The sequence below is a fragment of the Thalassotalea sp. G2M2-11 genome, from assembly GCF_017168195.1.
Lineage (GTDB): Bacteria > Pseudomonadota > Gammaproteobacteria > Enterobacterales > Alteromonadaceae > Thalassotalea_E.
This window is the reverse complement of record NZ_JADNYL010000003.1, coordinates 609,477-633,095: the sequence shown is the minus strand read 5'-3', so window position 1 is coordinate 633,095 and position 23,619 is coordinate 609,477. Positions and strand designations below refer to the sequence as shown.

At 38.9% G+C, this 23,619-nt stretch carries 28 protein-coding genes; 19 read left to right on the top strand and 9 right to left on the bottom strand.

What is annotated here, in order from left to right; all coding sequences use genetic code 11:
- The first annotated feature begins 67 nt into the window (after window positions 1-67).
- From IV514_RS13840 to IV514_RS13755, 17 genes are all read left to right on the top strand, one after another.
- A complete protein-coding gene (locus IV514_RS13840) occupies window positions 68-727 on the top strand; it encodes a YoaK family protein (protein ID WP_206485842.1) in 660 nt (219 codons plus the stop codon).
- Between the two features lie 260 nt (window positions 728-987).
- Entirely contained in the window at window positions 988-2,259 is a 1,272-nt protein-coding gene (locus tag IV514_RS13835; RefSeq protein ID WP_206485841.1) for an aminotransferase class I/II-fold pyridoxal phosphate-dependent enzyme, read from the top strand.
- Between the two features lie 87 nt (window positions 2,260-2,346).
- Window positions 2,347-2,748 carry a ribonuclease E inhibitor RraB gene (locus tag IV514_RS13830; protein WP_206485840.1) on the top strand — a complete coding sequence of 134 codons (402 nt, stop codon included), beginning with the start codon at window positions 2,347-2,349 and terminating at the stop codon, window positions 2,746-2,748.
- 174 nt (window positions 2,749-2,922) lie between these two features.
- Entirely contained in the window at window positions 2,923-3,210 is a 288-nt protein-coding gene (locus IV514_RS13825; RefSeq protein ID WP_206485839.1) for a ferritin-like domain-containing protein, read from the top strand.
- A 157-nt stretch (window positions 3,211-3,367) separates the two neighbouring features.
- Window positions 3,368-4,261, top strand: coding sequence for a GGDEF domain-containing protein (locus IV514_RS13820; protein WP_206485838.1), 894 nt, complete (start codon window positions 3,368-3,370; stop codon window positions 4,259-4,261).
- A 52-nt stretch (window positions 4,262-4,313) separates the two neighbouring features.
- On the top strand, window positions 4,314-4,475 hold the full coding sequence (locus IV514_RS13815; protein ID WP_206485837.1) for a YqaE/Pmp3 family membrane protein: 162 nt from the start codon (window positions 4,314-4,316) through the stop codon (window positions 4,473-4,475).
- A gap of 14 nt (window positions 4,476-4,489) precedes the next feature.
- Window positions 4,490-4,786 carry a hypothetical protein gene (locus tag IV514_RS13810; RefSeq protein WP_206485836.1) on the top strand — a complete coding sequence of 99 codons (297 nt, stop codon included), beginning with the start codon at window positions 4,490-4,492 and terminating at the stop codon, window positions 4,784-4,786.
- A 128-nt stretch (window positions 4,787-4,914) separates the two neighbouring features.
- The gene (locus IV514_RS13805) at window positions 4,915-5,853 is read left to right on the top strand and encodes a 4Fe-4S binding protein (protein ID WP_206485835.1); all 939 of its coding nucleotides are present in this window, start codon (window positions 4,915-4,917) and stop codon (window positions 5,851-5,853) included.
- Window positions 5,854-5,862: 9 nt separating this feature from the next.
- Entirely contained in the window at window positions 5,863-6,177 is a 315-nt protein-coding gene (locus IV514_RS13800) for a plastocyanin/azurin family copper-binding protein (RefSeq protein WP_206485834.1), read from the top strand.
- A gap of 116 nt (window positions 6,178-6,293) precedes the next feature.
- A complete protein-coding gene (locus IV514_RS13795; protein WP_206485833.1) occupies window positions 6,294-7,109 on the top strand; it encodes a CbbQ/NirQ/NorQ/GpvN family protein in 816 nt (271 codons plus the stop codon).
- On the top strand, window positions 7,102-7,680 hold the full coding sequence (locus IV514_RS13790; protein WP_241242355.1) for a cytochrome c oxidase subunit 3 family protein: 579 nt from the start codon (window positions 7,102-7,104) through the stop codon (window positions 7,678-7,680). Before IV514_RS13795 ends, IV514_RS13790 begins: the two co-directional genes overlap by 8 nt.
- Window positions 7,681-7,981: 301 nt before the next feature.
- Window positions 7,982-8,338: a hypothetical protein gene (locus tag IV514_RS13780; protein WP_206485831.1), complete on the top strand. Its 357-nt coding sequence runs from the start codon at window positions 7,982-7,984 to the stop codon at window positions 8,336-8,338.
- Window positions 8,339-8,471: 133 nt separating this feature from the next.
- Window positions 8,472-8,918, top strand: coding sequence for a cytochrome c (locus IV514_RS13775; RefSeq protein ID WP_206485830.1), 447 nt, complete (start codon window positions 8,472-8,474; stop codon window positions 8,916-8,918).
- A 4-nt stretch (window positions 8,919-8,922) separates the two neighbouring features.
- Window positions 8,923-10,311 (top strand): cbb3-type cytochrome c oxidase subunit I, encoded by a 1,389-nt coding sequence (locus IV514_RS13770; RefSeq protein ID WP_206485829.1) that lies wholly within the window; start codon window positions 8,923-8,925, stop codon window positions 10,309-10,311.
- 103 nt (window positions 10,312-10,414) lie between these two features.
- Window positions 10,415-10,663, top strand: coding sequence for a hypothetical protein (locus IV514_RS13765; RefSeq protein WP_206485828.1), 249 nt, complete (start codon window positions 10,415-10,417; stop codon window positions 10,661-10,663).
- Between the two features lie 103 nt (window positions 10,664-10,766).
- Complete coding sequence (locus tag IV514_RS13760) at window positions 10,767-12,608, top strand: VWA domain-containing protein (protein WP_206485827.1); 1,842 nt, start codon at window positions 10,767-10,769, stop codon at window positions 12,606-12,608.
- A gap of 2 nt (window positions 12,609-12,610) precedes the next feature.
- The gene (locus IV514_RS13755; RefSeq protein WP_206485826.1) at window positions 12,611-12,820 is read left to right on the top strand and encodes a DnrP protein; all 210 of its coding nucleotides are present in this window, start codon (window positions 12,611-12,613) and stop codon (window positions 12,818-12,820) included.
- A 38-nt stretch (window positions 12,821-12,858) separates the two neighbouring features.
- Here IV514_RS13755 and ccoS read toward each other — a convergent pair whose 3' ends face one another.
- From ccoS to IV514_RS13715, 8 genes are all read right to left on the bottom strand, one after another.
- Window positions 12,859-13,104 carry a cbb3-type cytochrome oxidase assembly protein CcoS gene (ccoS, locus tag IV514_RS13750; RefSeq protein ID WP_206485825.1) on the bottom strand — a complete coding sequence of 82 codons (246 nt, stop codon included), beginning with the start codon at window positions 13,102-13,104 and terminating at the stop codon, window positions 12,859-12,861.
- Window positions 13,101-15,521 (bottom strand): heavy metal translocating P-type ATPase, encoded by a 2,421-nt coding sequence (locus IV514_RS13745; protein ID WP_206485824.1) that lies wholly within the window; start codon window positions 15,519-15,521, stop codon window positions 13,101-13,103. The genes ccoS and IV514_RS13745 overlap by 4 nt, the downstream gene beginning before the upstream one ends.
- 16 nt (window positions 15,522-15,537) lie before the next feature.
- Entirely contained in the window at window positions 15,538-16,032 is a 495-nt protein-coding gene (locus tag IV514_RS13740; RefSeq protein ID WP_206485823.1) for a FixH family protein, read from the bottom strand.
- Between the two features lie 163 nt (window positions 16,033-16,195).
- Window positions 16,196-17,167 carry a cytochrome-c oxidase, cbb3-type subunit III gene (ccoP, locus tag IV514_RS13735; protein WP_206485822.1) on the bottom strand — a complete coding sequence of 324 codons (972 nt, stop codon included), beginning with the start codon at window positions 17,165-17,167 and terminating at the stop codon, window positions 16,196-16,198.
- A complete protein-coding gene (locus IV514_RS13730) occupies window positions 17,160-17,351 on the bottom strand; it encodes a cbb3-type cytochrome c oxidase subunit 3 (RefSeq protein WP_206485821.1) in 192 nt (63 codons plus the stop codon). Before IV514_RS13730 ends, ccoP begins: the two co-directional genes overlap by 8 nt.
- A gap of 4 nt (window positions 17,352-17,355) precedes the next feature.
- A complete protein-coding gene (gene ccoO / locus IV514_RS13725) occupies window positions 17,356-18,000 on the bottom strand; it encodes a cytochrome-c oxidase, cbb3-type subunit II (protein ID WP_206485820.1) in 645 nt (214 codons plus the stop codon).
- 11 nt (window positions 18,001-18,011) lie between these two features.
- On the bottom strand, window positions 18,012-19,433 hold the full coding sequence (gene ccoN, locus IV514_RS13720) for a cytochrome-c oxidase, cbb3-type subunit I (protein ID WP_206485819.1): 1,422 nt from the start codon (window positions 19,431-19,433) through the stop codon (window positions 18,012-18,014).
- Window positions 19,434-19,849: 416 nt separating this feature from the next.
- Window positions 19,850-20,596, bottom strand: coding sequence for a helix-turn-helix domain-containing protein (locus IV514_RS13715; RefSeq protein WP_206485818.1), 747 nt, complete (start codon window positions 20,594-20,596; stop codon window positions 19,850-19,852).
- Between the two features lie 162 nt (window positions 20,597-20,758).
- Between IV514_RS13715 and IV514_RS13710 the strand changes: the two genes are divergently transcribed.
- Window positions 20,759-21,205 carry a hypothetical protein gene (locus tag IV514_RS13710; protein WP_206485817.1) on the top strand — a complete coding sequence of 149 codons (447 nt, stop codon included), beginning with the start codon at window positions 20,759-20,761 and terminating at the stop codon, window positions 21,203-21,205.
- A 10-nt stretch (window positions 21,206-21,215) separates the two neighbouring features.
- Here the strand turns inward: IV514_RS13710 and IV514_RS13705 are convergent, their stop codons facing one another.
- Window positions 21,216-21,839 (bottom strand): LysE family translocator, encoded by a 624-nt coding sequence (locus IV514_RS13705; RefSeq protein WP_206485816.1) that lies wholly within the window; start codon window positions 21,837-21,839, stop codon window positions 21,216-21,218.
- Window positions 21,840-22,155: 316 nt separating this feature from the next.
- On the opposite strand from IV514_RS13705, the gene IV514_RS13700 reads away from it, so the two are divergent.
- Window positions 22,156-23,616, top strand: coding sequence for an efflux transporter outer membrane subunit (locus IV514_RS13700; protein ID WP_206485815.1), 1,461 nt, complete (start codon window positions 22,156-22,158; stop codon window positions 23,614-23,616).
- Window positions 23,617-23,619: the final 3 nt, after the last annotated feature.

Here is a 23,619-nt window from a genome sequence, read left to right as displayed (position 1 = left end):
AAAGGTAGGAAATAAATAGCATAGTTGTGTATTTCTTTGAAACAGGTGAAAAGTAAAAGGTAATGGTTTGATCTCAAAATTGCCCAAATGGATAGAGTCTGGCGCTTTTATTTTAGCCTTCGTTGCTGGGTGTATTAATGCGATCGGTTTATTAGGATTTGAGCATCAATCTGTTTCTCATGTATCAGGCACGGCTACCTCACTGGGTACCAGTGTGATAGATGGTTCTTGGCAAGACATTGCTCATCTGGCTGGTGTGTTGTTGTCGTTTTTTTTCGGCTCGTCAATTTCTGGTTTTTTATTGCATGGCTCGACGTTAAAATTAGGACGTCACTATGATACTGCCTTATTCGTAGAGTCATTACTTATCTTTGCAGCATATTATTTGTTGTCTCAAGGTAGTTTTTATGGGCATTTTGCCGCCTCTGCTGCATGTGGCATGCAAAACGCCTTAGCAACCACCTATAGTGGGGCAATCATACGTACCACTCATTTAACCGGCATTTTTACCGATTTTGGTATTATGCTAGGAGCCGTTTTTAGAGGTCAGTTGTTTGATAAAAGAAAAGCAATCTTATTTTTGTTAATTATCTTAGGTTTTATTCTCGGTGGAACATTCGGTGCGTTGATATTTAACGTGTTGAATTTCAAAGCGTTGTTAATTCCAGCATTTATTTGTTTATTATTGTCAGTAAGCTATCGGCTGTATTCAGCTAAGCAAAGTTAATCTTTTTCAATTGGCTCTAAGTTATTCTGATATAGTCTATAAAGTACCTGTTAGTTATCTAATTGTTTTTTAATGAGAAGTTGTGTTTTATCCTCATGTGTTTCTGCGTTTACCTACGCAAAATTTGTGCTATGGTAACTTATGTTAGCCGGCGCTTTAGTTATTGGATAAACCTATTCTGGCTCTGGCTGTTATGTGCATTTTTATCAAAAGTGCGTGAATACTGTGCTTTTAATTTACCTTACAAAATGAGACGTTTTATGAAACTAGAATCTATTGCATTACATGAAGGTTATCAGTCAGAAGAAACCACAAAAGCCGCCGCTGTACCTATTTATCAAACGACGTCATTTACCTTTGATGATACGCAACATGGTGCCGATTTATTCAACCTTGCTGTGCCAGGTAACATTTATACGCGCATTATGAATCCAACTACCGATGTGTTAGAAAAACGGGTGGCTGCGATGGAAGGGGGCGTTGGTGCATTAGCAGTTTCGTCAGGTATGGCTGCAATTACTTATGCTCTTCAGTGTATTACTGAAATGGGGGACAATATCATAAGCACCAGCCAGCTATATGGTGGAACGTATAATTTCTTTGCTCATTCTCTGCCCAAGCAAGGGGTTGAGGTAAGAATGTGCTCGTATGATGATTTTGAAGGCTTTGAGTCAGCCATTGATGAAAAGACTAAGGCAGTATTTTGTGAATCAATCGGCAATCCCGCAGGCAATGTGGTTGATATTCCACGTCTTGCTGAAATTGCCCATAAACATGGTGTACCGCTGATTGTTGATAATACTGTAGCTACCCCTTATCTGTGTCGTCCTTTTGAGCTTGGTGCTGATATTGTTGTCCATTCATTAACCAAATATATTGGCGGTCATGGCACCTCTATTGGTGGCATTATCGTCGACTCAGGTAAATTTGATTGGGTTGCAAATAAAACACGTTTTCCAGTGTTGAATGAGCCTGATCCGTCATATCACGGTGTTGTTTATACCGAAGCGTTAGGGGAAGCAGCCTATATAGGTCGTTGTCGCACCGTGCCTTTACGAAACACTGGGGCAGCTATTTCACCAATGAACTCATTCCAAATTCTCCAAGGTTTGGAAACCTTAGGTTTACGTATGGATCGGCATTGTGAAAATGCCGAAAAACTGGCTGAGTATTTGCAAAATCACCCAAAAGTTGAGTGGGTCAATTATGCTGCTTTAGCTGATAGCCAATACAATGCAAACTGTCAAAAAGTGTCAAAGGGTAAAGCTTCAGGAATTTTAAGCTTTGGCATTGCAGGTGGCTTTGACGCTTGTGCTCGATTTATTGATGCCCTTGAGATGATTTTACGCTTGGTTAATATTGGTGATGCCAAATCGCTTGCTTGTCATCCCGCATCAACTACTCATCGACAATTAAACGAGCAGGAATTAGCGAAGGCAGGTGTTAGCGAAGATTTAGTTCGTATTTCGGTTGGTATCGAACATATAGATGATATTATTGCTGATGTTGCTCAAGCTTTGGACAAGGCGTAAGTCATTGCATCGCTATTGAGTCGGTTGGGACAGCTTCAATCTCTGTCTCAACCAGTATCGTTTTATATGTTTTGAAAAGGATCGTTTGTGCGTCAATTTATACTTCTGCTAGCTCTTATTTTACTGATCACAGCTTGTGCTAAACAAGCTAATAAACCATTAGGTGTTGATCACAGTCAAACAGATAAAGCGCTTATTCAAGCTCTGGTTAACAGGGGAACGGATGCTAATAAAATTCATTGGGTAAGTTTTTTAATTGATTGTAAAGATAAAGGGTTAGTGACCAGTATTGCAGATAAAGCCGATTCACTCGGGTATGAAGCTGACTATGTATCATATTCTAAGCAAAGGATGAGCTGGTCAACTACAGTGAGTAAAGAGATGAAGTTAAATGCGGCAGAAATAGCTCGTCACAGGGCGCAGTTGTCGCCATTTGTGCCATCTGGTGCTTGTTATCCCATAGGCTTTGGTGCAGCTGTTGTGAAATAGTGTTTTAGCTGTTGTTTCGCTCACTAAAATTGTAGGTCAATATTTGCTTTTTTGTGTGTTGTCACACAAGATAAAACTGTGATGGGTGTGTGTTTTTACCTGTTACGGGCTGTAATATCATGCAGGCTATTAGGTTAACTTGAGTTAAAACAATCAAATTAATAAGGATACAATATGGCGAACGAAGGTTATCATGAGCCAATTAATGAGCTCAGCGATGAAACACGGGATATGCATCGAGCGATCACTTCTTTAATGGAAGAGTTAGAAGCCGTTGATTGGTATAATCAGCGTATAGATGCTTGTAAAGATGAAGCGCTTAAATCTATTCTTGCTCATAATCGAGATGAAGAAAAAGAACATGCAGCTATGGTGCTTGAATGGATCAGGCGTAAAGATCCTTGCTTTGATAAAGAATTAAAAGATTACCTTTTTACCGATAAAACCATTGCACATCAGTAATTTTACCTCCCTCAATAACACTGACAAATTTTCATGTTTGTCAGTGTTTTAATAAGTTTTTAAGTCATAAAACACTTGATTCAGCCAGTTAAGTGTGAACATACTGGTTGTTATTCAAGTTAACACAACACTCTTTTAACCCAGATCAAAAGTAAATATGATGAAAGAATATGATTTCAGTTTCAGAGATATTGTGGAGTATGCCAAGGATGTGGTGGTGGTTACTAAAGCATCACCGATTAATGAACCTGGGCCAGAAATTGTCTATGTCAATAAAGCTTTTACTGAGTTAACTGGCTATAGCTTGGCTGAGGTAGAAGGAAAGAGCCCAAGAATACTGCAATCGGATGAAACTGACGTAAATGAGAAAGCGAAAATTAGACATGCGTTAGCACATCAATCCCCCGTGAGGGTAACATTAAAAAATTTTTCAAAGTTTGGTGATGCGTACTGGCTTGATTTGAGCATTTTGCCGTTAAAAAATGCCAATGGAGAGGTTAGTCATTTTGTAGCCATAGAGCGAGATGTCACCGAACAAAAAGATTTTGAATTGCAACTAGAGGTGCTAACGCGAACCGATCACCTGACCAAGATTTTAAACAGAAGGGCTTTTTACGAAACCTCGGCGCAAGAGTTTCAGCGATTTAAGCGAAAAGGTACGGAATATGCCATGTTAATGGTTGATATTGATCATTTTAAGCAAATTAATGATCAATATGGACACACCATAGGTGATGAGGCGATTAAAACGATTGCCAAGTTATGCCAGGAGCATAGTCGCTCATACGATACCGTCGCACGTATGGGAGGTGAAGAATTTTGCCTATTACTACCTGAAACCGATAAAGAAACATCGTATATTATCGCAGAAAAATTAAGAAAAATGATTGAAGCATATACCTTAAAGACTGCTGCTGGAGATATAAAAATGACGGTAAGTATTGGCGTTTCAGTAGTGAAAGAGTCAGATAAAGAGCATAGCTCGATATTTCAGCGCGTGGATAAGCGGATGCATGAGGCAAAAGAGTCTAGCCGAAATTGTGTGTGTTAATCTTTATTGATGTTGAAACTTATTACAGTACAAGGCTAATTGGAGCAAATTTATGAATAAAATTATACATATTATCTTGGCGTTATTACTGCCTCCTGTGGCTGTATTTCTAAAAAGTGGTGTAGGTAAAGACTTAGTTATCAATATCATTTTATGCTTGTTTTTCTACGTTCCTGGCATTTTGCATGCTCTTTGGCTTATAACCAAAGACTAAAAATCACCTAATGTATGAACACTTGGTGGGTCATAAATCTAGGCGATGCCATGTTGGCAGACGCTAAATTAGCTAAAATTGAGTCAGTACTGATCTTTGCTGTTGCCAGAGCGAACACTCCTGACAAGATGGCGGCTTTTCTTCGTTATGAAACTGAAGGTGGTTTACATTGTAAGCTCAAGCTTTATCTTTCACCTCTGTTTGGTGAAATTGCACAACCCCTTGATGCTAAACCCTGCACTCAGCCTGATGTAAACGATCTCAGTTTGTTTATTGGTCATCAGCAAGCATTGCGAACATTGTTTTACTAATAACAATTGATTACCGCACAATTTGTGCGATAAATCACATTTTTTGTTCTTTTTACTGATCTAGATTAATCAAAAGCCATAGTTAACTCGCTACAATAGACATAATGATTGATTGGAAGAAGTAAGTTATGTCGCTTCAACAATGGCGAATCTGCGCTAAGGTTGCGTTTTTTCTGTTATTTTTATTCGCACCGTTACTCAATATATTTAGATTTGATCTGGATTTAGGTCATTTTATTATTTTTGGGCAAGCGTGGACCATCAGTATCGATTCGATCTTATATGGTGGCGGAGATAGCGTAGATGCCGCCATTAAAATATTTACCCGAGTATTGCTGCCAGGCATGATTTTTGTCGCAATTGCGGCTTGGTTGATTTGGCGCTATGGGCGCATTTACTGTGGTTGGCTTTGTCCACATTTTTCTGTGGTTGAAATGATCAACCACCTGATGTTGAAGCAATTGAATCGTGTTACTTTGTGGGAAGCGGCAAGTAAAAAAACGCGAGGTGTACTACCCAAAGTTCTAGTATTTGTTAGTGCACTTTCTATGGCGTTTATTTGGGCTGTTGGTTTATTGAGTTATTTAGTGAATCCCGTTGAATTGCTGACCAGTATTGGTCATTTGTCGGTGGGTTTTGGTTCGAGTATTTTTATTATAGCGGCCACCACAGTGTTTACTTGTGACTTTATTTTTGCTCGTCATTTGTTTTGTAAATATGGCTGTGCTTTAGGCTTATTCCAAAGTTTAATTTGGATGGCAAATAAAACGGCGATGGTGGTGAAATTTGATCGACAACGCGCCAAGTTATGTCGCGATTGTATTCATTACCATAAGGGAAAACCTTGTGATCAAGCTTGTCCTATGCGCTTACCAACGCGTAATATGAAACGGGCTAAATTTACGTGTACTCAATGTGCTCAGTGTATTTCTGCCTGCGCTACAGTACAAAAAGATAACCCACAAGGTAGCTTGTTACGGTGGGCTTCAGGCAATGATGCGGTTGAAGTTGATCGTGAAGCTGCTAAATATAAAAGTGATACGATTGCAATTAAAGAAGTTAACTAGGAGAGAGCGATGACAAGAGTAATGCTATTTATTAGTTTAATTATCATCAGTTGGACATGTTCTTCCAAAGAAGTGGTGGTGGAGATATATAAGAAAAAATTTATCCCGGCTGAAATCACCATAGCGCAAGGTGATACTGTTATTTGGAAAAACATTGAAAAGCGCCAGTACCATAGTGTGTGGTTTAAACAATTACAAAAAGAAGAACCGGATTATTTTTTTCCTGACGAAACGTATCAACGCACTTTTAACGACGTAGGTACTTTTCCTTATATTTGTGGTCCTCACCCTAAAATGACAGGGGTTGTGACCGTTAAACCGTAATATATTTCATAAGCTACATTAGTTTGATCGCAATCAAGTAAGTATCATTCTCATTTGCGGCTTATACAACAAAACCGTATGTTACATCCGTGAATTAGCGATAAAGTTGGATCATTATGACAGCAATTAATATTCAAACAGCACAACAAGCAGAGCAAAGCTCATTTTATCAAGAACAACACAATGAAATATCTTTGTTTCAATATGCTTATCAACATCAGTTACCTGTACTGATCAAAGGCCCTACAGGTTGTGGTAAAACGCGTTTTATTACCCACATGGCGGAAACGTTAAATAAACCTTTATATACCGTTGCATGTCACGACGATTTAACCGCCGCTGATTTAGTCGGGCGTCACTTAATTGGCCCTGATGGCACTTACTGGCAAGATGGTCCACTGACAAAAGCAGTCAGAGAAGGCGGTATTTGTTATTTAGATGAAGTGGTTGAAGCGCGTAAAGACACCACGGTTGTACTTCATCCCTTAGCTGATGACCGTCGTGTCTTACCTTTAGAGCGTACAGGGGAGTTGATAGAAGCTCACCCTGATTTTATGCTGGTGGTTTCATATAACCCCGGTTATCAGAATTTGCTTAAGGGCATGAAACCAAGTACGCGCCAACGTTTTGTTGCTATGCGCTTTGATTATCCTGAATCTAAGATAGAGCAGGATATTTTGATCAAAGAAACAGGTGTTGAACCTTATCTGGCGGCAACCTTGGTTGAGTTAGCGCAAGCGTTACGTAAACTTGAGCAGAACGATCTCGATGAAGTTGCCTCAACTCGCTTGTTAATTTATGCAGCAAAAATGATGTCCAGTGGTATGAAGCCATTAGATGTATGCCGTTGCTGTTTAGCAGAGCCATTGTCTGATGATCCTCAAACCATAAATGCCTTAATGGATGTTGCCAGAATATATTTTGATGAATAACCAAGTTTTAGTCTCTGAACTCAATAAAAAACTACCTGGCGATATTGCCATGTGGTTTTTTATTTTGGCGGAATTAACCGTTTTTGCTTTATTTTTTATCGGTTTTGCGGTCACAGAGCAGCTCAATCAAGAAATGTTTGCTCTTGGCAAAGCTAAGTTGCATGCTGGAGCTGGTTTGGTCAATACCATCGCTTTGATCACCAGTAGTTTATTTGTTGCCTTTGCAGTTACGGCAGTTAAAAGCAAAAAGTTTAAGCAGTCAGTTCAATGGCTGATCATTGCCCAGTGTTTTGCCGTTGTTTATTTGGTGGTAAAAGGTTGGGAATATCAATCACTATTTGCACAAGGTATTGATATTGAAACTAATACCTTTTTTACTTTGTATTTTTTGATCACACTATTTCATTTTATGCATGTGCTACTTGGTATGGTGATCTTAGCTTATATCATGGTGCGAACAAATAAAGGGGATTACCAGCAAGATGTTGCTGGTTTTGAGTCAGGCGCATGTTATTGGCACATGGTTGATATGTTATGGATTATTCTCTTTCCATTAATTTATGTCATTTAAGTAGTTGAATATGTTAATGAATAAAAAACAATCGCTCGTAAGCTGGACAGTACTCATTTTACTGACTTTGTTGTCTGTGTATATCGGCAAAGTATTTGACCAGCCTGCAATATTCATCACCTGTGTGTTATTAATCGTTTTTTTAAAGGGACAACAGATAGTTGATGTATTTATGGAACTTAAACATGCACCTAAAAGGTGGCGATTATTAATCATGAGTTATGTTTTATTGGTTCCATTTGTGCTGTTAATAATCTATATTTTATAAGGTATTAGCATCAAAATAATATAAGGATGTCAAATGGATACTTCAACTGAACAGCATGATAAAAATTATGCAATTATTTATCAGTCTTTATATTTAGCTAATTTATTATTACTCCCCGGTTTCTGTTTTCTTGGCCTGCTCTGGCTGTTTTTTAAGCACAAAGATAATAAAGGTTGGCAGCGTATTCATTTATATCGAGCGCTGCAACTGGCAATAATTGCTGGTGTGTTGCTGGTGCTGATCCCATTAATCGTTGTCTATGGAAGTGATGCATTCGAAGCATCTATCATGGTGATGCTGGTATACTTTGTTACTATTCACGCATTATTAGTGCTCTTAGGGATGTTTAATGTTTCCAGAGCTATGGCAAGAAAGCTACCAATTTTTTGATGTAGAACAAACTCTTTCTGCTTTTCATCACGATTTGTTACACAATTCTAAAAACTTGATTTCCATCAAGATGTTTTCTTAATTACAAGTATATTATGACCTTGCTTTTATTACTTTTAATAAGGGAAATACCATGTCAGAAAGCTTTACGAAGGGCATGGCTCGTAACATTTATTATGGTGGAAGTGTTTTCTTCTTTCTAATATTTTTGAGCTTAACCTTTCATACAACAAAAGAAATGCCTGAGAGAGACAATCGAGTCAACCTTAGTGAGTCTGTAGCGCGCGGTAAGGCGTTATGGGAAGATAACAACTGTGTTGGATGTCATTCATTAATTGGTGAAGGTGCGTACTTTGCGCCAGAGCTAGGCAATGTTTACGTTCGTCGCGGCGGTGGAAATATTGAGACTTTTAAAGGTTTCATGCAAGGTTGGATGAAAGCTCAACCATTGAACATTCCTGGTCGTCGTCAAATGCCTAATTTTCATCTTAACGATCAACAGATCGATGATTTAGCTGAATTTCTGAAGTTTACTGCAGAAATGGATGTTAATGATTGGCCACCAAATGATGAAGGATAAGAGCATGAGTACTTTAAAATATCAATCTCAAGCGGTCGCAAAGCCTTATTTTGTATTTGCATTGATTTTATTCGTTGGTCAAATTCTATTTGGCTTAATTATGGGGATGCAATATGTTGTAGGTGACTTCCTTGCTGGTGCCATCCCATTCAATGTTGCCCGTATGGTTCACACTAACTTACTTATTGTATGGTTATTGTTTGGTTTTATGGGGGCAGCCTATTATTTAGTGCCTGAAGAAGCAGAAACTGAGCTTCATAGTCCTAAATTAGCAATAGCCTTATTTTGGATATTTGCTGCGGCAGGTGTATTAACCATTTTAGGTTATTTATTAGTACCTTATTCAACGTTAGCTCATATTACAGGTAATGAATATTTACCGACGATGGGGCGTGAATTTTTAGAGCAACCTACCATTACTAAAATCGGTATCGTTGTTGTGGCACTAGGTTTCTTATATAACTTAGGTATGACTATCTTAAAAGGTCGTAAAACTGCCATCAACATGGTGCTATTAACTGGTTTGGTTGGTTTAGCGGTATTCTTCTTATTCTCTTTCTACAACCCTGCAAACATTGCCTTAGATAAATATTTCTGGTGGTTTGTTGTTCACTTATGGGTAGAAGGTGTATGGGAATTGATCATGGGTGCAATTTTAGCGTTCATCTTGATCAAAACTACAGGTGTTGACCGCGAAGTTATTGAAAAATGGTTATATGTTATCATTGCAATGGCGTTAATCACTGGTATTTTAGGTACAGGTCACCACTTCTATTGGTTAGCAACACCTGAATACTGGCAGTGGGTTGGTTCAATCTTCTCAGCAATGGAACCGTTACCTTTCTTCGCTATGGTATTATATGCCTTCAATATGGTTAACCGTCGTCGTCGTGAACACCCTAACAAAGCGGCCACTTTATGGGCATTAGGTACTGCTGTAATGGCATTCTTAGGTGCTGGTGTTTGGGGCTTCTTACACACGTTAGCGCCAGTGAACTTCTATACTCATGGTTCACAAATAACAGCTGCTCATGGTCACATGGCGTTCTATGGTGCTTATGCAATGATCGTGATGACAATCATTTCATATGCAATGCCTAAGATCCGTGGTTTTGGTGAAGCGATGCCAAATAGTGCACAAGTACGTGAAATGTGGGGCTTTTGGTTAATGACTATTGCTATGGTATTTATCACCTTGTTCTTAACAGGTGCTGGTGTACTGCAAGTGTGGTTACAACGTTTACCAGAAACAGGTGAAGCATTAAGCTTTATGGCAACACAAGAGAAATTAACAATTTTCTATTGGTTACGTGAAATTGCCGGTGTGTTCTTCTTGATTGGCTTAATTTGTTATTTAACAAGCTTCTTCACAAAAGAAAAAGCACAAGCATAAATCATTAAAGCACAGTCTTTGTGATTGAAAGCCGTGGTGTTGGGCCGCGGCTTTCTTTTATAATCAAGATAAATTAATTTAACGACATTATTGAGGTGTTATTGTGGATAGTGAACTCCCTGTTAAACGCACAAAAAAACGTAAATTACAGAAAATAGCTAAAGTGATCAGCTATCTTTCAACTGTTAGTGCAATTGGTTGTGGTATCTTTTTATACACTATTGCTGATGGGGACGATAAGGTGTTAAAAGCAAGTATGGGGGCAACCGCTTTTTTCTTTTTTACCGTTGGTTTAGTGCTTCATACCATTGGTAGTGCCGATCTTCCTGATCTAAAAATTCATGATAAATAGCCTTTAACTTGTGTGAAAATAATCCTAACTCTTGATATATATCACGTTATTTTTCTGTCAATTTGATAGTCTAAACACATAGAAAATAGCGGGTTATAAAATAATGGAAGAATGGGTTGGTGAACTTTGGCATAAGTACATTACACGTAAAGCCAGTCAAGATTATCAAGAAGCACGAGTCAATTTTACTGACGTTAATAAGTCAGTTGGTATGGTGTTTAGAGCACTTGGTGGTGACGCCATTAAACGTGTCGAAGCAGCATCGAGTAGAGACTATCAAGTCAGACGTACTTTCCTGCAAAAAATTTCCGGTGAGAATATGCAATCTTCACTTGCTTGGCAAGACGAAGAAAGTTTACGCTTACCAGAATCACTCGCCGTATTTCCTAGCGCCGATTTAAACCGTGATTTGTATATTTGGTTGGCAGTATTAGCTGCTCAGCAACAAAGTGGCTTTAAGCATTGGGCGATAGATAATCAGCAACTTGTTGTTGATGTCTTAACACAATACCCATCGTTGAAACCAAGGTATCAGCGTTTAGCTCAGGCATTTGTAGCAACTCGGGCTGATCATAGTAAGCGGCCACAGGCTGAACAACAAATGGAACAGGCGATTATTAATGCGGTACTGTCTCCAGGCAGTGTCACAGAATTTCCACGAGTCAATTTTGCACCACAAGCCGTGTATTTATGGCTCTATCCCTCAGCAAAATTAGATCCGTTTGTTTTACCTGAAAACTTAAATGACATTACTGAAGAGCAAAACGATAACGACAGTCAATCGAAAAAAAGTCAGGCAAGTCGTAAAAAGGCTGAACGAATTGATTCTCCTGAATGTCGTGATGGCATGATGATTTTCCGACTTGAAAGTATGTTTTCATGGAGCGAATTTAGTAAGCTTGATCGGGGAACGGATGACAGTGAAGAAGATGAAGAAGAATATCATCGTATCGCCGAAGATCTTGATAAAATTACCTTATCAAAGCAGCAAAATCAGAAAAGTGCCAATATCAAAATTGATTTGGATTTACCTTCAGCATCAGAAGATGATATTCCGCTAGGTGAAGGCATCAAGTTACCTGAATTTAATTACAAATCACAACAATTAGAGCAAGATCGTTGTTTATTGCAACCAATGATGCCACGCGATTGTCATGCGCAAAAATTGCCTCAGCGTTTACAGAAAACGGCGAAGGTCATTCAATCACAGTTTGAACAATTGCAAAGTGTACGTTATTGGCTAAAAGGGCAGCCGCAAGGGGAAGAATTGGATTTGACAGCGTGGTTAGATTTTCACGTGGAGAGTCAAATTTCACCTACTCAAGAAAAGGGACTTTATCAGAGTTTTCGGGGTAATAACCGTGATATCTCTACCTTGTTGTTAGCTGATATTTCAATGTCGACTGATGCCCATTTAGATGATAACACTCGGGTGATAGATGTTGTTCAAGACAGCATGTTGTTATTTGGCGAGGCCTTGCATACCGTAGGCGATAGGTTTGCTATGTATGGTTTTTCATCGGTAAAACGTACTAATGTGCGATTTAGCCTATTAAAAAACTTTAATGAAAGTTATAACGATCAGATCAGAGGTCGAGTACAAGCGATCCGTCCTGGTTTTTATACGCGAATGGGGGCAGCCATCCGTCAATCGCTCAACATTTTGGCTGAGCAAAACAGCACACAAAAACTGTTGCTGATTTTAACCGATGGAAAACCGAATGATATTGATCACTATGAAGGTCGCTTTGGTATTGAAGATACCCATCAAGCTATTCAAGAAGCAAGAAAACTAGGGATCAAGCCATTCTGCATTACTATAGACGTTGAAGCTGAGGAATATCTGCCGTATTTATTCGGAAGCGATGGCTATACGGTGATTTTAAAACCATCGCAATTGCCGATAAAATTACCTCAATTGTACCACCAGTTAACGAGTCACTGATCATGTCAAAAGAAGTCATCACCTGTTTGTATTGTCAAAGCCCTAATGAAATCGACAATGAGCAAAATGATATTGGTAATTGTGAAAACTGTGGCATGCCATTAACGCAACATGCACCTGAAGGCAGATTATCAAGGCTTAAACGCTTTTTACCCTTTTTTTGGGCGATAGTGATTTTTTGCTTAGTGATGATCTTTTATCTACCGCGGTAGTTTATCGGTAAACTTGTGGTTTGTAGTGCTTGATGCAGTTAATCATTATTGTTAGTTTGCACTTTTTCTGCCGTTGAAGGTGTTTTTTCACTTTGCGATGCTTTTTCGGATGCTGCTTTGTTTGTTTTATCAGCAGTATTTTCTGTGTCGTCATCAAACAGAATACTTAAGCCTTGCTTTTCCAGATCATCAAATTGATCGGTTTTTACTGCCCAGAAAAATAGATAAATACCGATGGCGGTTAAAATAATCGCTATGGGGATCAAAATATAAATGACGCTCATCTTAGCTCCAATTTTTGCTTAACTTTTAACAACCTTAGCGAATTGGTGATCACCAATATCGAGCTTAACGACATGCCGATAACCGCCATATACGGAGTAATATAACCTGAAACAGCCAACGGGAGTACAATTGCATTATACCCAAAAGCCCAGCCATAGTTTTGTTTGATCACTTGCTGAGTTTTTTTGGCAACTTGTAATAGGGTATGAATTGCGCTTAAGTGGTTATTCAGTAATATCACATCCGCACCGCTTTTGGCGATATCGGTGCCGCTTCCCATGGCGATTGAAACGTGAGCTGCGCCAAACACCGGCGTATCATTGATGCCGTCGCCAATCATAGCGACGATATGTTGATTCTGTAGTTGCTTAATTTTTTCCAGTTTTTGTGTTGCGGTTAATTGACTGTAGACCTGATCAAGCGTTAAGACTTGTTGAACGGCATCACAACCTGATTGATGATCACCAGATAACATGGTGGTGGTGATTTGTGATTGTTGCAGTTTTGCAATGACTTGTTGGGCATCAGGGCGAATATGATCTTTTAAACTAAATGCTGCGACTAATTGTTTATCGATAATAAGTACACAAGACGCGCTTTTATATTGCTGATATTGTGCTGGTGTAAGTAATGATAAATCAAATAACCATTTGGCTTTACCTACTTTAACTTCTTGTTGATTGACGCTGCCTTGAATGCCTGCCCCAGCGATAATCTCGACCTCTTGGCTACTATCATTAAAATCGCGATAGGGAGTAAAAGCTTTTGCAATAGGGTGTTCAGAATGCACTTCAAGTGCAGCAGTAATAGCTAACACTTGTTGTTTACTATAATGACTATCTATCAGCTCGAGTTGATCAACTGTAAAGTCGCCAGAAGTTAGTGTGCCTGTTTTATCAAAAGCAAAGTGATCGATTGTGGGTAAGGTTTCCATGACATGCCCTGATTTGATCATTATGCCAGCCTTGTTAAGGCGCGTGGTTGCACAAGTTAACGCTGTAGGTGTTGCTAATGATAACGCGCAAGGACAAGTTGCAACTAATACTGAGAGAGTGATCCAAAAAGCTTCATCGGGCAAATGCTGTTGCCAATAAATTGCGGTGCCTATGGCGGTAAATAAAATGATTGCGACAAAGTATTGCGCTATTTTATCAGAGAGCTGCGCAATTTTAGGTTTATGGGTTTGCGACGCTTCACTAAGGCGAATTAATTGACTTAAAAAAGAAGATTGCGTGGCATGTTTCACTTCTACGGTAAGGTTACCATCGCCATTGATCGTACCGGCAAATACTTGCTCACCAATAGATTTAGTTACTGGTAATTGTTCACCCGATAACATGGCTTCATTTATTTGACTGCTGCCTTGACAGATAATGCCATCGGCAGGAATGGTTTCTCCCGGTTTAATTAACACCAGATCATGTGCTTGTAATTTTCTGGCAATAATAAACTCTTCTTTATCGCCGCGAAGCAGGGTTGCTGTCATGGGCATTAATTTCAGTAAATTTGCTGATACTTCTGCGGCACGGTTGCGTGCACGAAACTCTAGAAATTTGCCAATCAATAACAAGAAGGTGAACATAGAGACCGATTCAAAATAGACTTCACCGCTTTGAGTGATGGTTGCCCATGCACTGGCACTAAAAGCTAAGACAATGGCAATCGAGACGGGCACATCCATGGATAAACGCTTGGCTTTTAATGCGTTTATCGCTCCTTGATAAAATGGAAATGCACCGTAGCTAACAATAGGTATGGTTAATATTAAGCTTATCCAGCGTAAGTAAACGAGGTTGTGTGCTGACATATCGGAAAACGCACCAAAGTATAGGCCGATAGCGATCATCATCACTTGCATCATTAAAATGCCAGAAATGCCTAAACGTTTAATAAAGGTTTTGCTTTGCCGTTTATTGCTTTGTTCTACTTCACTGGCTTTAAATGGTAAGGCGTGATAGCCCACTTTTTCAATCGCTAAGATAATTTCACTGAGTTTGACTTCACCATCTATCCAGCGTACCGTTGCTCGCTGTGTTGTTGCATTGACTGATATAGATTGTAAACCAGTAAGATGGTTTAACTGCATTTCAATTAACCAAGCACAAGCAGCGCAGCTTATGCCTTCAATGGTGAGAATGGCTTCTTTGATCTCACCATCTTTATAAGTAAATTCTTGCTGCAGATTATCATCGTCTAATAATTCGGTGCGTTGAAGCTGCTCAGGAACAAGAGCTTCACCTTTAGGAGCCGCTTCGGTACGAAAACGATAGTAATCTCCCAAGTCATTATCAATAATGGTCTGAGCAACGGCCTGACAGCCGACACAGCACATAGCTTGATCTTGATGATTAATGGTAACAAAGAGATCAATACCTTTAGGTATTGTTTCGCCACAATGAAAACAACAATTAGACATAAAATGCTTCTAACAATTAATTAGCTTGTGTAGGTGTTGGCACAATATCAATAAATTCTGATTGTGGCAGAGTGATAGATTGTTGGATTTTCCAGTGTTGTTCAAATGGTGTGATGGTGATACGCCATTTACCCGTGACATCGTGATCAATAAATTGTCTAAACTGACCAGAACCATCAGCAGTTAGGGCAAAGTAGAAATCTTTTTCTTCTTGGGTTGGGTGATAAAAATTAACATTTAATAGCGGGAATTGCTTTTCAATGCCTGTTGGCTTTATCACTAATTCATTATCTTTCAATTGAAGGCCAAATTTGATACCTAGCTTTTGAGCTTGTTTGATCTTGGATATTTCAAGGTTAATTGCCTTACCTTTTTTATAATAATCGCCAACAACTAAGCTGTCAGGATCCGTATTAGCGATGATCACTGTAGTGATGCCAGCGACAACGGCTGATAATGGAAGAATAAATACTAGCCAAGCCCACGGCTCTTTATACCAAGGTGTTTTCATCTGTTTTCTTTATCAAAATTTTGTGTGGATATTATACGCATTTTATCCAATGCAAACCATTGAATTCATGCGTTGATTGACAATTTATTTTGCTATTTTTAATTATCAGGCATAAAAAAACCTTAGTGATTTCACTAAGGTTTTTTTTCGATATTAGCAGATATTAGTCTTGCGATAAGCTATAGACATAAGCACTAATAACATGGACTTTTTGTTCGCCTAAAATATTTTTCCAAGCGGGCATAACGCCAGCACGACCATGTTTAATCGATTGCTCAACGACACGTTGAGAACCACCATATAACCAGATATTGTCGTTTAGGGCAGGGGCTCCAATGGCACCAACACCCATAGCAACACTGCCTTCACCATTAGCGCCGTGACATCCAGCACACATAGCAAATTTTTCTTGTCCTTCTTTAGCAGCTGCTGCATCTACTTCACGGCCACTCAAGCTAAGCACAAACGCGGCGACTTCTTTAACGCCTTGTTCTCCGCCTAACATAGTTTCCCATGCGATCATCCCTTGAGCCTTTCGACCATCCATAATGGTATGCTTGATTTCAGCAGGCGAACCACCGTATAACCAGTCTTTATCGGCTAGGTTAGGGAAGCCTGTTGTACCACGTGCATCAGAACCATGACATTGCGAGCAGTTTTGGATAAATAGGCGTTGACCAACTTTCAACGCTTCTTCGTCAGCCGCTAACTCTTCAATGCTTCGTGCAGCAAAGGCGTCAAAGATGGGACCGAATTTTTCTTCAGCCGCTTTAACTTCCATATCATACTGTACAATAAGGCCGTTTTCTTTAGCGTTTGCAGCTTGTGCGTTTGAATCTTCAAGGTTCATTACACTTTGGTTCGAGCTAGTCCAACCGAATAAGCCTGCCCAATTACCTAAACCAGGATAAACCAGTAGGTAACCAAAACCCCAAATAATTGTTAATAAGAAGAAGGTGCTCCACCATTTGGGTAATGGGTTATTAAGCTCTTCAATGCCGTCGAAGGTGTGGCCCATTGACTTACCTTCTTCAACCCCTGCGAAGTTCTTTAAACACCAGCGCAATAATAAGTAACAACCTACTAAAGTGCCGAGCGAAAGAACCGTTATCCATATACTCCAGAAACTAGACATTTTTAGTCCCCTGTTTGTTAATTTCTTCTTTGTGATCTGTTGTTTGGCTATCTTCTTCGAAAATCGAATTAGCAGCTTTATCGAAATCTGCTTTACGTTTTTTACTGTAAGACCAAATCACAATGATGATAAATAGTGCCAAAATTATAAAGGCGATAATGCCTCTAAGCGTTCCGTAATCCATAGTGCTACTTCAATGCGTGACCGAGTGATTGTAAGTAAGCAATAAGTGCTTCCATCTCTGTTTTGCCTTTTACTGCGGCTTTTGCACCAGCAATATCTTCTGCAGAGTAGAGTGGGATAGGATTACCTTGCTCATCTTTATGGCTCTTATTTCGAGTTAAGAAATTAAAAGTTTCAAGTTTCTTAGCTGTTAACTCACCATCAAGGGTCTTTTCTTCTAACCATTTAAACGATGGCATGTTTGATTCTGGAACAACAGAACGCGGGTCAATCAAATGCGCACGATGCCAATCATCACTATAACGACCACCTACACGAGCTAGATCAGGACCAGTACGTTTGGAACCCCATAAAAAAGGATGCTCCCAAACGTGTTCGCCAGCAACAGAGTAATGACCATAACGTTCAGTTTCTGCTCTAAATGGACGGATCATTTGACTGTGACATACATTACAACCTTCACGGATGTAGATATCACGACCTTCCATTTCTAACGCAGTGTATGGGCGTAAATTATCGACAGGTTGTGTCGTTTCTTTTTGGAAAAATAATGGGGTAATTTCAACTAAACCACCAATACTGATCGCAAATATCGTAAAGATAAAGAATAAGCCTACGCTTTTTTCGACTTTTTCATGTTTATTAATCATGTTTGGTCTCCTTAAGCTACTTCAACAGGCTTAAGACTGCCGTCTTTAGCTGCGATAGTTTTAAACATGTTGTAAGCCATTAATAAGAAACCAGCAACAACCAAAACCCCACCTAAGAAACGAATAAAGTAGAATGGGTATGAAGCCGTAAGACTTTCAACAAAGCTATAGGTTAATGTTCCGTCAGTATTTACTGCACGCCACATTAAGCCTTGCATTACACCTGAAATCCACATGGCAACGATATATAAAACGATACCAGCAGTGTGCATCCAAAAATGAATGTTGATCAGACGAATGCTATACATACGGCCTTGATTAAATAACACAGGGATTAAGTGATACATAGCACCAATTGATACCATAGCAACCCAACCAAGTGCACCTGAATGAACGTGACCAACAGTCCAGTCAGTGTAGTGCGATAAGGCATTCACTGATTTAATTGCCATCATTGGTCCTTCGAAGGTAGACATACCATAGAAAGAAAGTGACACGATAAGGAAGCGTAAAATTGGATCGTGACGTAATTTATGCCATGCACCAGATAAGGTCATAATACCATTAATCATACCACCCCAAGATGGTAAGAATAACACCACTGACATTACCATACCTAAGCTTTGTGCCCAATCTGGTAGTGCGGTGTAATGAAGATGGTGAGGACCTGCCCAAATATATAATGAAACTAACGCCCAAAAATGCACGATAGATAAACGATAAGAGTAAACAGGACGTTCTGCTTGTTTAGGAACAAAGTAATACATCATCCCTAAGAAGCCAGCGGTAAGTAAGAAGCCAACAGCATTGTGTCCGTACCACCACTGCATCATTGCATCGATTGCACCTGAATATAATGAGTAAGACTTCATCATCGACACTGGAATAACCATAGAGTTTCCAATGTGAAGTACTGCAACGGTAATGATAAAACCACCAAAGAACCAGTTAGCTACATAAATATGCGAAGTTTTACGCTTAACAAGTGTACCGAAGAATACAATGGCATAACACACCCAAACGACAGCAATCAAAATATCAATTGGCCATTCCAGTTCTGCATATTCCTTACTTGATGTGTAACCTAAAGGTAGAGTAATAGCGGCCAAAACAATCACTGCTTGCCAACCCCAAAAAGTAAAGCTTGCGAGTGAGCCACCAAATAATGTTGTTTTACATGTGCGTTGTACTACATAGTATGAAGTGGCAAATAAGGCACTAGTTCCAAATGCAAAAATAACTGCATTGGTGTGAAGTGGGCGAAGACGGGAATATGTCAGCCAAGGTGTTTCAAAGTTTAATGCAGGCCAAATTAATTGAGCCGCAATAATTACACCTACAAGCGTACCAACGATTCCCCAAATAACTGTCATGACGGTAAACTGACGTACCACATCAAAGTTATATGACGGCTGATCAAGCGTTGTTGTCATTTTTATTGGTTCCGTTAACAAAGTTAGTTTTGCTAATCTCGAGATTTTTACAATTAGCGCATTTCTATGGTTGAAATTTTAGTGTGTGATTTAAGTCACACAAAATGCGTGAACACCCTAAAATCAGTGACAATTTTACCTTCCGCGTATGATTTAGATCAATACAAAAACATGATTTAAATCAATAAAAATTAAAACCCCACACAGAGTAAGGGTAAAATTCGGCAAATTGCTTATTTTATATACTGGTATTGTACAAAATACCTTTTAAAAGGTAGTACATAGTGAGGCTTAGATCGAACTCAAAGGCAAATTAGCTAATACAGAATTGGTTGGTTAACAGTAAGTTTGTTGTAGAAAAGTGAAATCAAGTAAATTCGATGTCAGACAAAATATCTATTTTTGGTCATTTTGCCTTAACTGTTAGCCATATTTTCTAATGTTTCAGGAGCCAAAATAATGATCTGTTTTTTAGACTGTTGAATTAACTGCTCCTTTTGAAATTTTGAAAAGATACGACTTAAAGTTTCTCGCCTAAGTCCTAAAAAGTTGGCGATATTATCTTTGCTGATCGATAAAGTTAATTCGTTTGATGGCTGTTCATTTGATGATAAGCGTTGTTTAAGGTTGAGTAAAAATGCAGCAACTAAACTTTCAGCCGATTTTTTGGCGATTAATGATTCAAATTGTGCTTGTGAGATAAAGCTTTGTCTGGTCAATAATTCTACTAAACTTAATTGAAGATCGGGTACCGCTTGCGAGCAAGCAAGTAGATTATCAACATTGACACGGCAAACTGAACTGTCACCAATAGCAATGGCATTGTGGGTGTATGTTTTAGGGTGCAAGGCATCTTCACCGATTAATTCACCTGGAAAACGAAAACCTAATACCTTTTCTTCGTTAAATTTAGATAGTTTAGTTAGCTTATAGGTACCTGAGCATACGGCAAAAATGTCAGTAAGTGGTTGACCTTGAGTAAATAAATAATGATCTTTTTGTGAAGGGGTTCGTTTAGCTAAATATTGGTCTGTCAGACTTAATGTCGTTGATTGCTGGGTCTTTACTGGTAAACATATCGGCTGCATGGCACATCGTTCACAGGCAATGTACTTGTGATTTTTCTCACCAGTGGCTTCCATATCTAGCTTACATTGTGTCATGGCTTATTACGCTCTATTTCGTTTATCTAATTGATATTAAATAAAAAGGTTTGGTTAACTTCTGTTATCTTGCCTGCTATTATACTGAGTTATAAATTTAAAAAGCTGATCATAATCAAATTCAGGTTTGATCGGATAACAAACCTGAGTTGAGAAGAGGGTATGAGGCAATTTGTTTTACTATGGATGATAACGCTTTCAGTCGTAAGCTGTACTCCGGCTAAAAAAACGCCTTCACTGTTCGTTAAACCTCTGTGTATTGCTCAACAAAGTCAATGTGACTTTCAGTCCCCCTTTGGTCAGGTCAATGTTTCATTTAATGTAGAAAAAATACAGACTGAACAATTGTTTAAAATATATCTCTCCGGTAATAACTTGCCAGCTAACTTAACGGTTTCTGCTTATTTAGAAGGTAAGGAGATGTATATGGGGAAAATTCCTTTATTCTTTCAATATGATGAACAGGCTAAGCATTACGTGAGTGATGCAATGTTAGGTAGCTGTAGTGAAGAAAAAATGACTTGGGTGGTGTGGTTTACAATTGCAGATGCCACTACCGATAAAAAAACAGTGAGTCGTTTTATTGAGTTTACCAGTGAACGTGATTAATCAGTTACTTTTAACTTAACGCCAGCCAAAGAGCGATCATTATCATTAAACTACCAGAGATTTTGTTTAAAATTTTAACGTTGTTTCTGCTAGTTAATACCTTGCCAATCGTTTTACCACCCGTGGCATAAAGCATCATACAAATAAACTCAGAAATAAGAATAATTGCTACTAGAACAGTAAGTTGTATTGGTAACGCGTAATTTTTATTGATAAATGGAGGCAATAAAGCCACCATAAAAGCCCAACCTTTTGGATTGGCGATGGCGGTGAAAAACCCTTGATGAAATAAGGTAAGTTTTTTGATATCTGTGAGCCTAGTTGGTTGATCTGATATTGCCAGTTTTCCCCTAGAGCGGCACATATTTACTCCAATGTAAAATAGATAGCCTGCGCCTAATAATTTGAATATGTTAAATATAAACGGCATTTTTAACATGATGGCTGAAACACCAACGACAGACGCAATGGCAACAGTGGCTACGCCAAGTAATTCGCCCAACATCATCCACAGCGTTTTACGAATACCAATGGTCATCCCGAGTGTCATTGCTAAGGTCATGCACATACCAGGGGTAATACTGACCATAAAAAAAGTTGGGATAAATAAAGCGATTAAAGTGAAATCAAGCAAAGTGATCTTAACGGTAATAAAATTCGTAACTTATGATAGCGATAAAGTGGCAAAGTGCCTAGAGTGAAATATTGTTCACTACACATTTAGTATACTTTTAGCGAATTTAACCAGTGAACTATATGTGCACTAAAATAGCGCTAACTATTTATAACACCGAAAAAATAGCTGACCTAGTCGATAATGTGTTTGCACTTATTACGGTTAATATTGTAACACTGTAAATCTATGTAAATTTGATTGTTGTTACCGTCAATTACGCATAGGCTATAACCAATTAATCTCCTTGAAGAGCATGAGAGTATTTCTAGCGATAATGAACAATAAAAATAATTTCACTCTTGTTAAAACACTGAGTTTGGCAATATCACTCACTGTAGCTGGCTGTGTTAGTACATCCAAAACTGATAATCCTGTTAAGCAGCTATCATTGCCTGCCGCATGGTCAAATGCTGATGTACTTGATAGCTCAACGCTTGATCCGCGAAAAAGTATGCAATGGCACACGTTATTAAATGATGAAGCGTTACAGCAATTGATCATTCTAGCCAAACAAAAAAACCATTTATTACAATCGAGCCAAGCTGTCGTTGATATAGCAAAACAAACGGCGGAAATTGCTGGGGTGACTAAATTTCCAGATATTACGTTATCCCAAGGTAATAGCCGTAGAAAAGTGGTTAATGATGACAACATTAATTATCAGACAACTGCCGATGTAAATTTACAGTTATCGTATGAACTCGATCTTTGGGGCAAGCTTTCTGATCAGCAACATCAGGCATCACTGGATTATTTGTCAGCAAAAAATAACTATTTTCAACAAGAACAACAATTAATTGCAGATGTGAGTAAAGCATGGTTTAGTGCGGTTGAAGCTCAACAATTGTTAGCCTTATACCAAGCAAGAGCAAAGAACCAAGAAGATAGTTTAGCCATGATCGAATCGTCTTATCGATTAGGGCTCAAAGATGCGTTAGATGTTTATCTTGCTAAAAATAATTTAAATAGTGAGTTGGCTCGAGTTACTCAACAGGAACAAACGGTTGTCGAGCGAAAGCGCACTTTAGAGCTATTAATTGGACAGTATCCCAATGGACAGATTTCCATTAATCAGCAATTACCAGACACCGAACCATTTTTGCCAAACGCTTTGCCTGCACAATTGTTAACTAAACGCGCCGATCTTGTCGCTGCTTGGTATCAGTTATTAGCATTAGACGCTGGTGTGGCAGTTGCGCATAAGCAGCGTTTTCCTCGAATTGCATTAACTTCTACCTTGGGAGATAGCTCAAACGAATTAGGGGATTTACTTGACGGTGGTGCGTTAGCATGGTCATTAATTGGTAATATCACCATGCCTATTTTTAATGCGGGTAAACTGGCTGCACAAGAGCAGCAAGCAAAGTTACGCTTGGCTCAGCAAGAGCAGTTGTATCTTAAGCAGGTCTATCAGGCCTTTTCAGACGTTGAAAATGGCTTGAATAATCATAGTGCACTGAAACAGCGCTACTTATATCTTAAACAAGCACAGGAAAATGCCAACCAAGCAGAGCAACTATCGTTTGCTCAGTATCAAAAGGGGTTGGTAAGCTATACCACTGTGCTAGATGCCCAGCGCCGTTTATTTGATGCACAAACCGCGGTGATACAAGTGAAGAATCAATTAATACAAAATCAAATTGCGCTCTACCTTGCCTTAGGTGGTGGATATCAATTTGAACAACCAAATAATCAAGATCATCGTTTAACTTCTTTTTCTTTAGGTAGTCAATAGCCC

Excerpts from the sequence above, each read along its gene's own strand:
- IV514_RS13835 (WP_206485841.1), top strand. The coding sequence starts at position 988 with ATGAAACTAGAATCTATTGCATTACATGAAGGTTATCAGTCAGAAGAA.
- IV514_RS13825 (WP_206485839.1), top strand. The coding sequence starts at position 2,923 with ATGGCGAACGAAGGTTATCATGAGCCAATTAATGAGCTCAGCGATGAA.
- IV514_RS13820 (WP_206485838.1), top strand. The coding sequence starts at position 3,368 with ATGATGAAAGAATATGATTTCAGTTTCAGAGATATTGTGGAGTATGCC.
- IV514_RS13815 (WP_206485837.1), top strand. The coding sequence starts at position 4,314 with ATGAATAAAATTATACATATTATCTTGGCGTTATTACTGCCTCCTGTG.
- IV514_RS13810 (WP_206485836.1), top strand. The coding sequence starts at position 4,490 with ATGAACACTTGGTGGGTCATAAATCTAGGCGATGCCATGTTGGCAGAC.
- IV514_RS13805 (WP_206485835.1), top strand. The coding sequence starts at position 4,915 with ATGTCGCTTCAACAATGGCGAATCTGCGCTAAGGTTGCGTTTTTTCTG.
- IV514_RS13800 (WP_206485834.1), top strand. The coding sequence starts at position 5,863 with ATGACAAGAGTAATGCTATTTATTAGTTTAATTATCATCAGTTGGACA.
- IV514_RS13795 (WP_206485833.1), top strand. The coding sequence starts at position 6,294 with ATGACAGCAATTAATATTCAAACAGCACAACAAGCAGAGCAAAGCTCA.
- IV514_RS13790 (WP_241242355.1), top strand. The coding sequence starts at position 7,102 with ATGAATAACCAAGTTTTAGTCTCTGAACTCAATAAAAAACTACCTGGC.
- IV514_RS13780 (WP_206485831.1), top strand. The coding sequence starts at position 7,982 with ATGGATACTTCAACTGAACAGCATGATAAAAATTATGCAATTATTTAT.
- IV514_RS13775 (WP_206485830.1), top strand. The coding sequence starts at position 8,472 with ATGTCAGAAAGCTTTACGAAGGGCATGGCTCGTAACATTTATTATGGT.
- IV514_RS13770 (WP_206485829.1), top strand. The coding sequence starts at position 8,923 with ATGAGTACTTTAAAATATCAATCTCAAGCGGTCGCAAAGCCTTATTTT.
- IV514_RS13760 (WP_206485827.1), top strand. The coding sequence starts at position 10,767 with ATGGAAGAATGGGTTGGTGAACTTTGGCATAAGTACATTACACGTAAA.
- IV514_RS13755 (WP_206485826.1), top strand. The coding sequence starts at position 12,611 with ATGTCAAAAGAAGTCATCACCTGTTTGTATTGTCAAAGCCCTAATGAA.
- ccoS (WP_206485825.1), bottom strand. The coding sequence starts at position 13,104 with ATGAGCGTCATTTATATTTTGATCCCCATAGCGATTATTTTAACCGCC.
- IV514_RS13745 (WP_206485824.1), bottom strand. The coding sequence starts at position 15,521 with ATGTCTAATTGTTGTTTTCATTGTGGCGAAACAATACCTAAAGGTATT.
- IV514_RS13740 (WP_206485823.1), bottom strand. The coding sequence starts at position 16,032 with ATGAAAACACCTTGGTATAAAGAGCCGTGGGCTTGGCTAGTATTTATT.
- ccoP (WP_206485822.1), bottom strand. The coding sequence starts at position 17,167 with ATGTCTAGTTTCTGGAGTATATGGATAACGGTTCTTTCGCTCGGCACT.
- IV514_RS13730 (WP_206485821.1), bottom strand. The coding sequence starts at position 17,351 with ATGGATTACGGAACGCTTAGAGGCATTATCGCCTTTATAATTTTGGCA.
- ccoO (WP_206485820.1), bottom strand. The coding sequence starts at position 18,000 with ATGATTAATAAACATGAAAAAGTCGAAAAAAGCGTAGGCTTATTCTTT.
- ccoN (WP_206485819.1), bottom strand. The coding sequence starts at position 19,433 with ATGACAACAACGCTTGATCAGCCGTCATATAACTTTGATGTGGTACGT.
- IV514_RS13715 (WP_206485818.1), bottom strand. The coding sequence starts at position 20,596 with ATGACACAATGTAAGCTAGATATGGAAGCCACTGGTGAGAAAAATCAC.
- IV514_RS13710 (WP_206485817.1), top strand. The coding sequence starts at position 20,759 with ATGAGGCAATTTGTTTTACTATGGATGATAACGCTTTCAGTCGTAAGC.
- IV514_RS13700 (WP_206485815.1), top strand. The coding sequence starts at position 22,156 with ATGAACAATAAAAATAATTTCACTCTTGTTAAAACACTGAGTTTGGCA.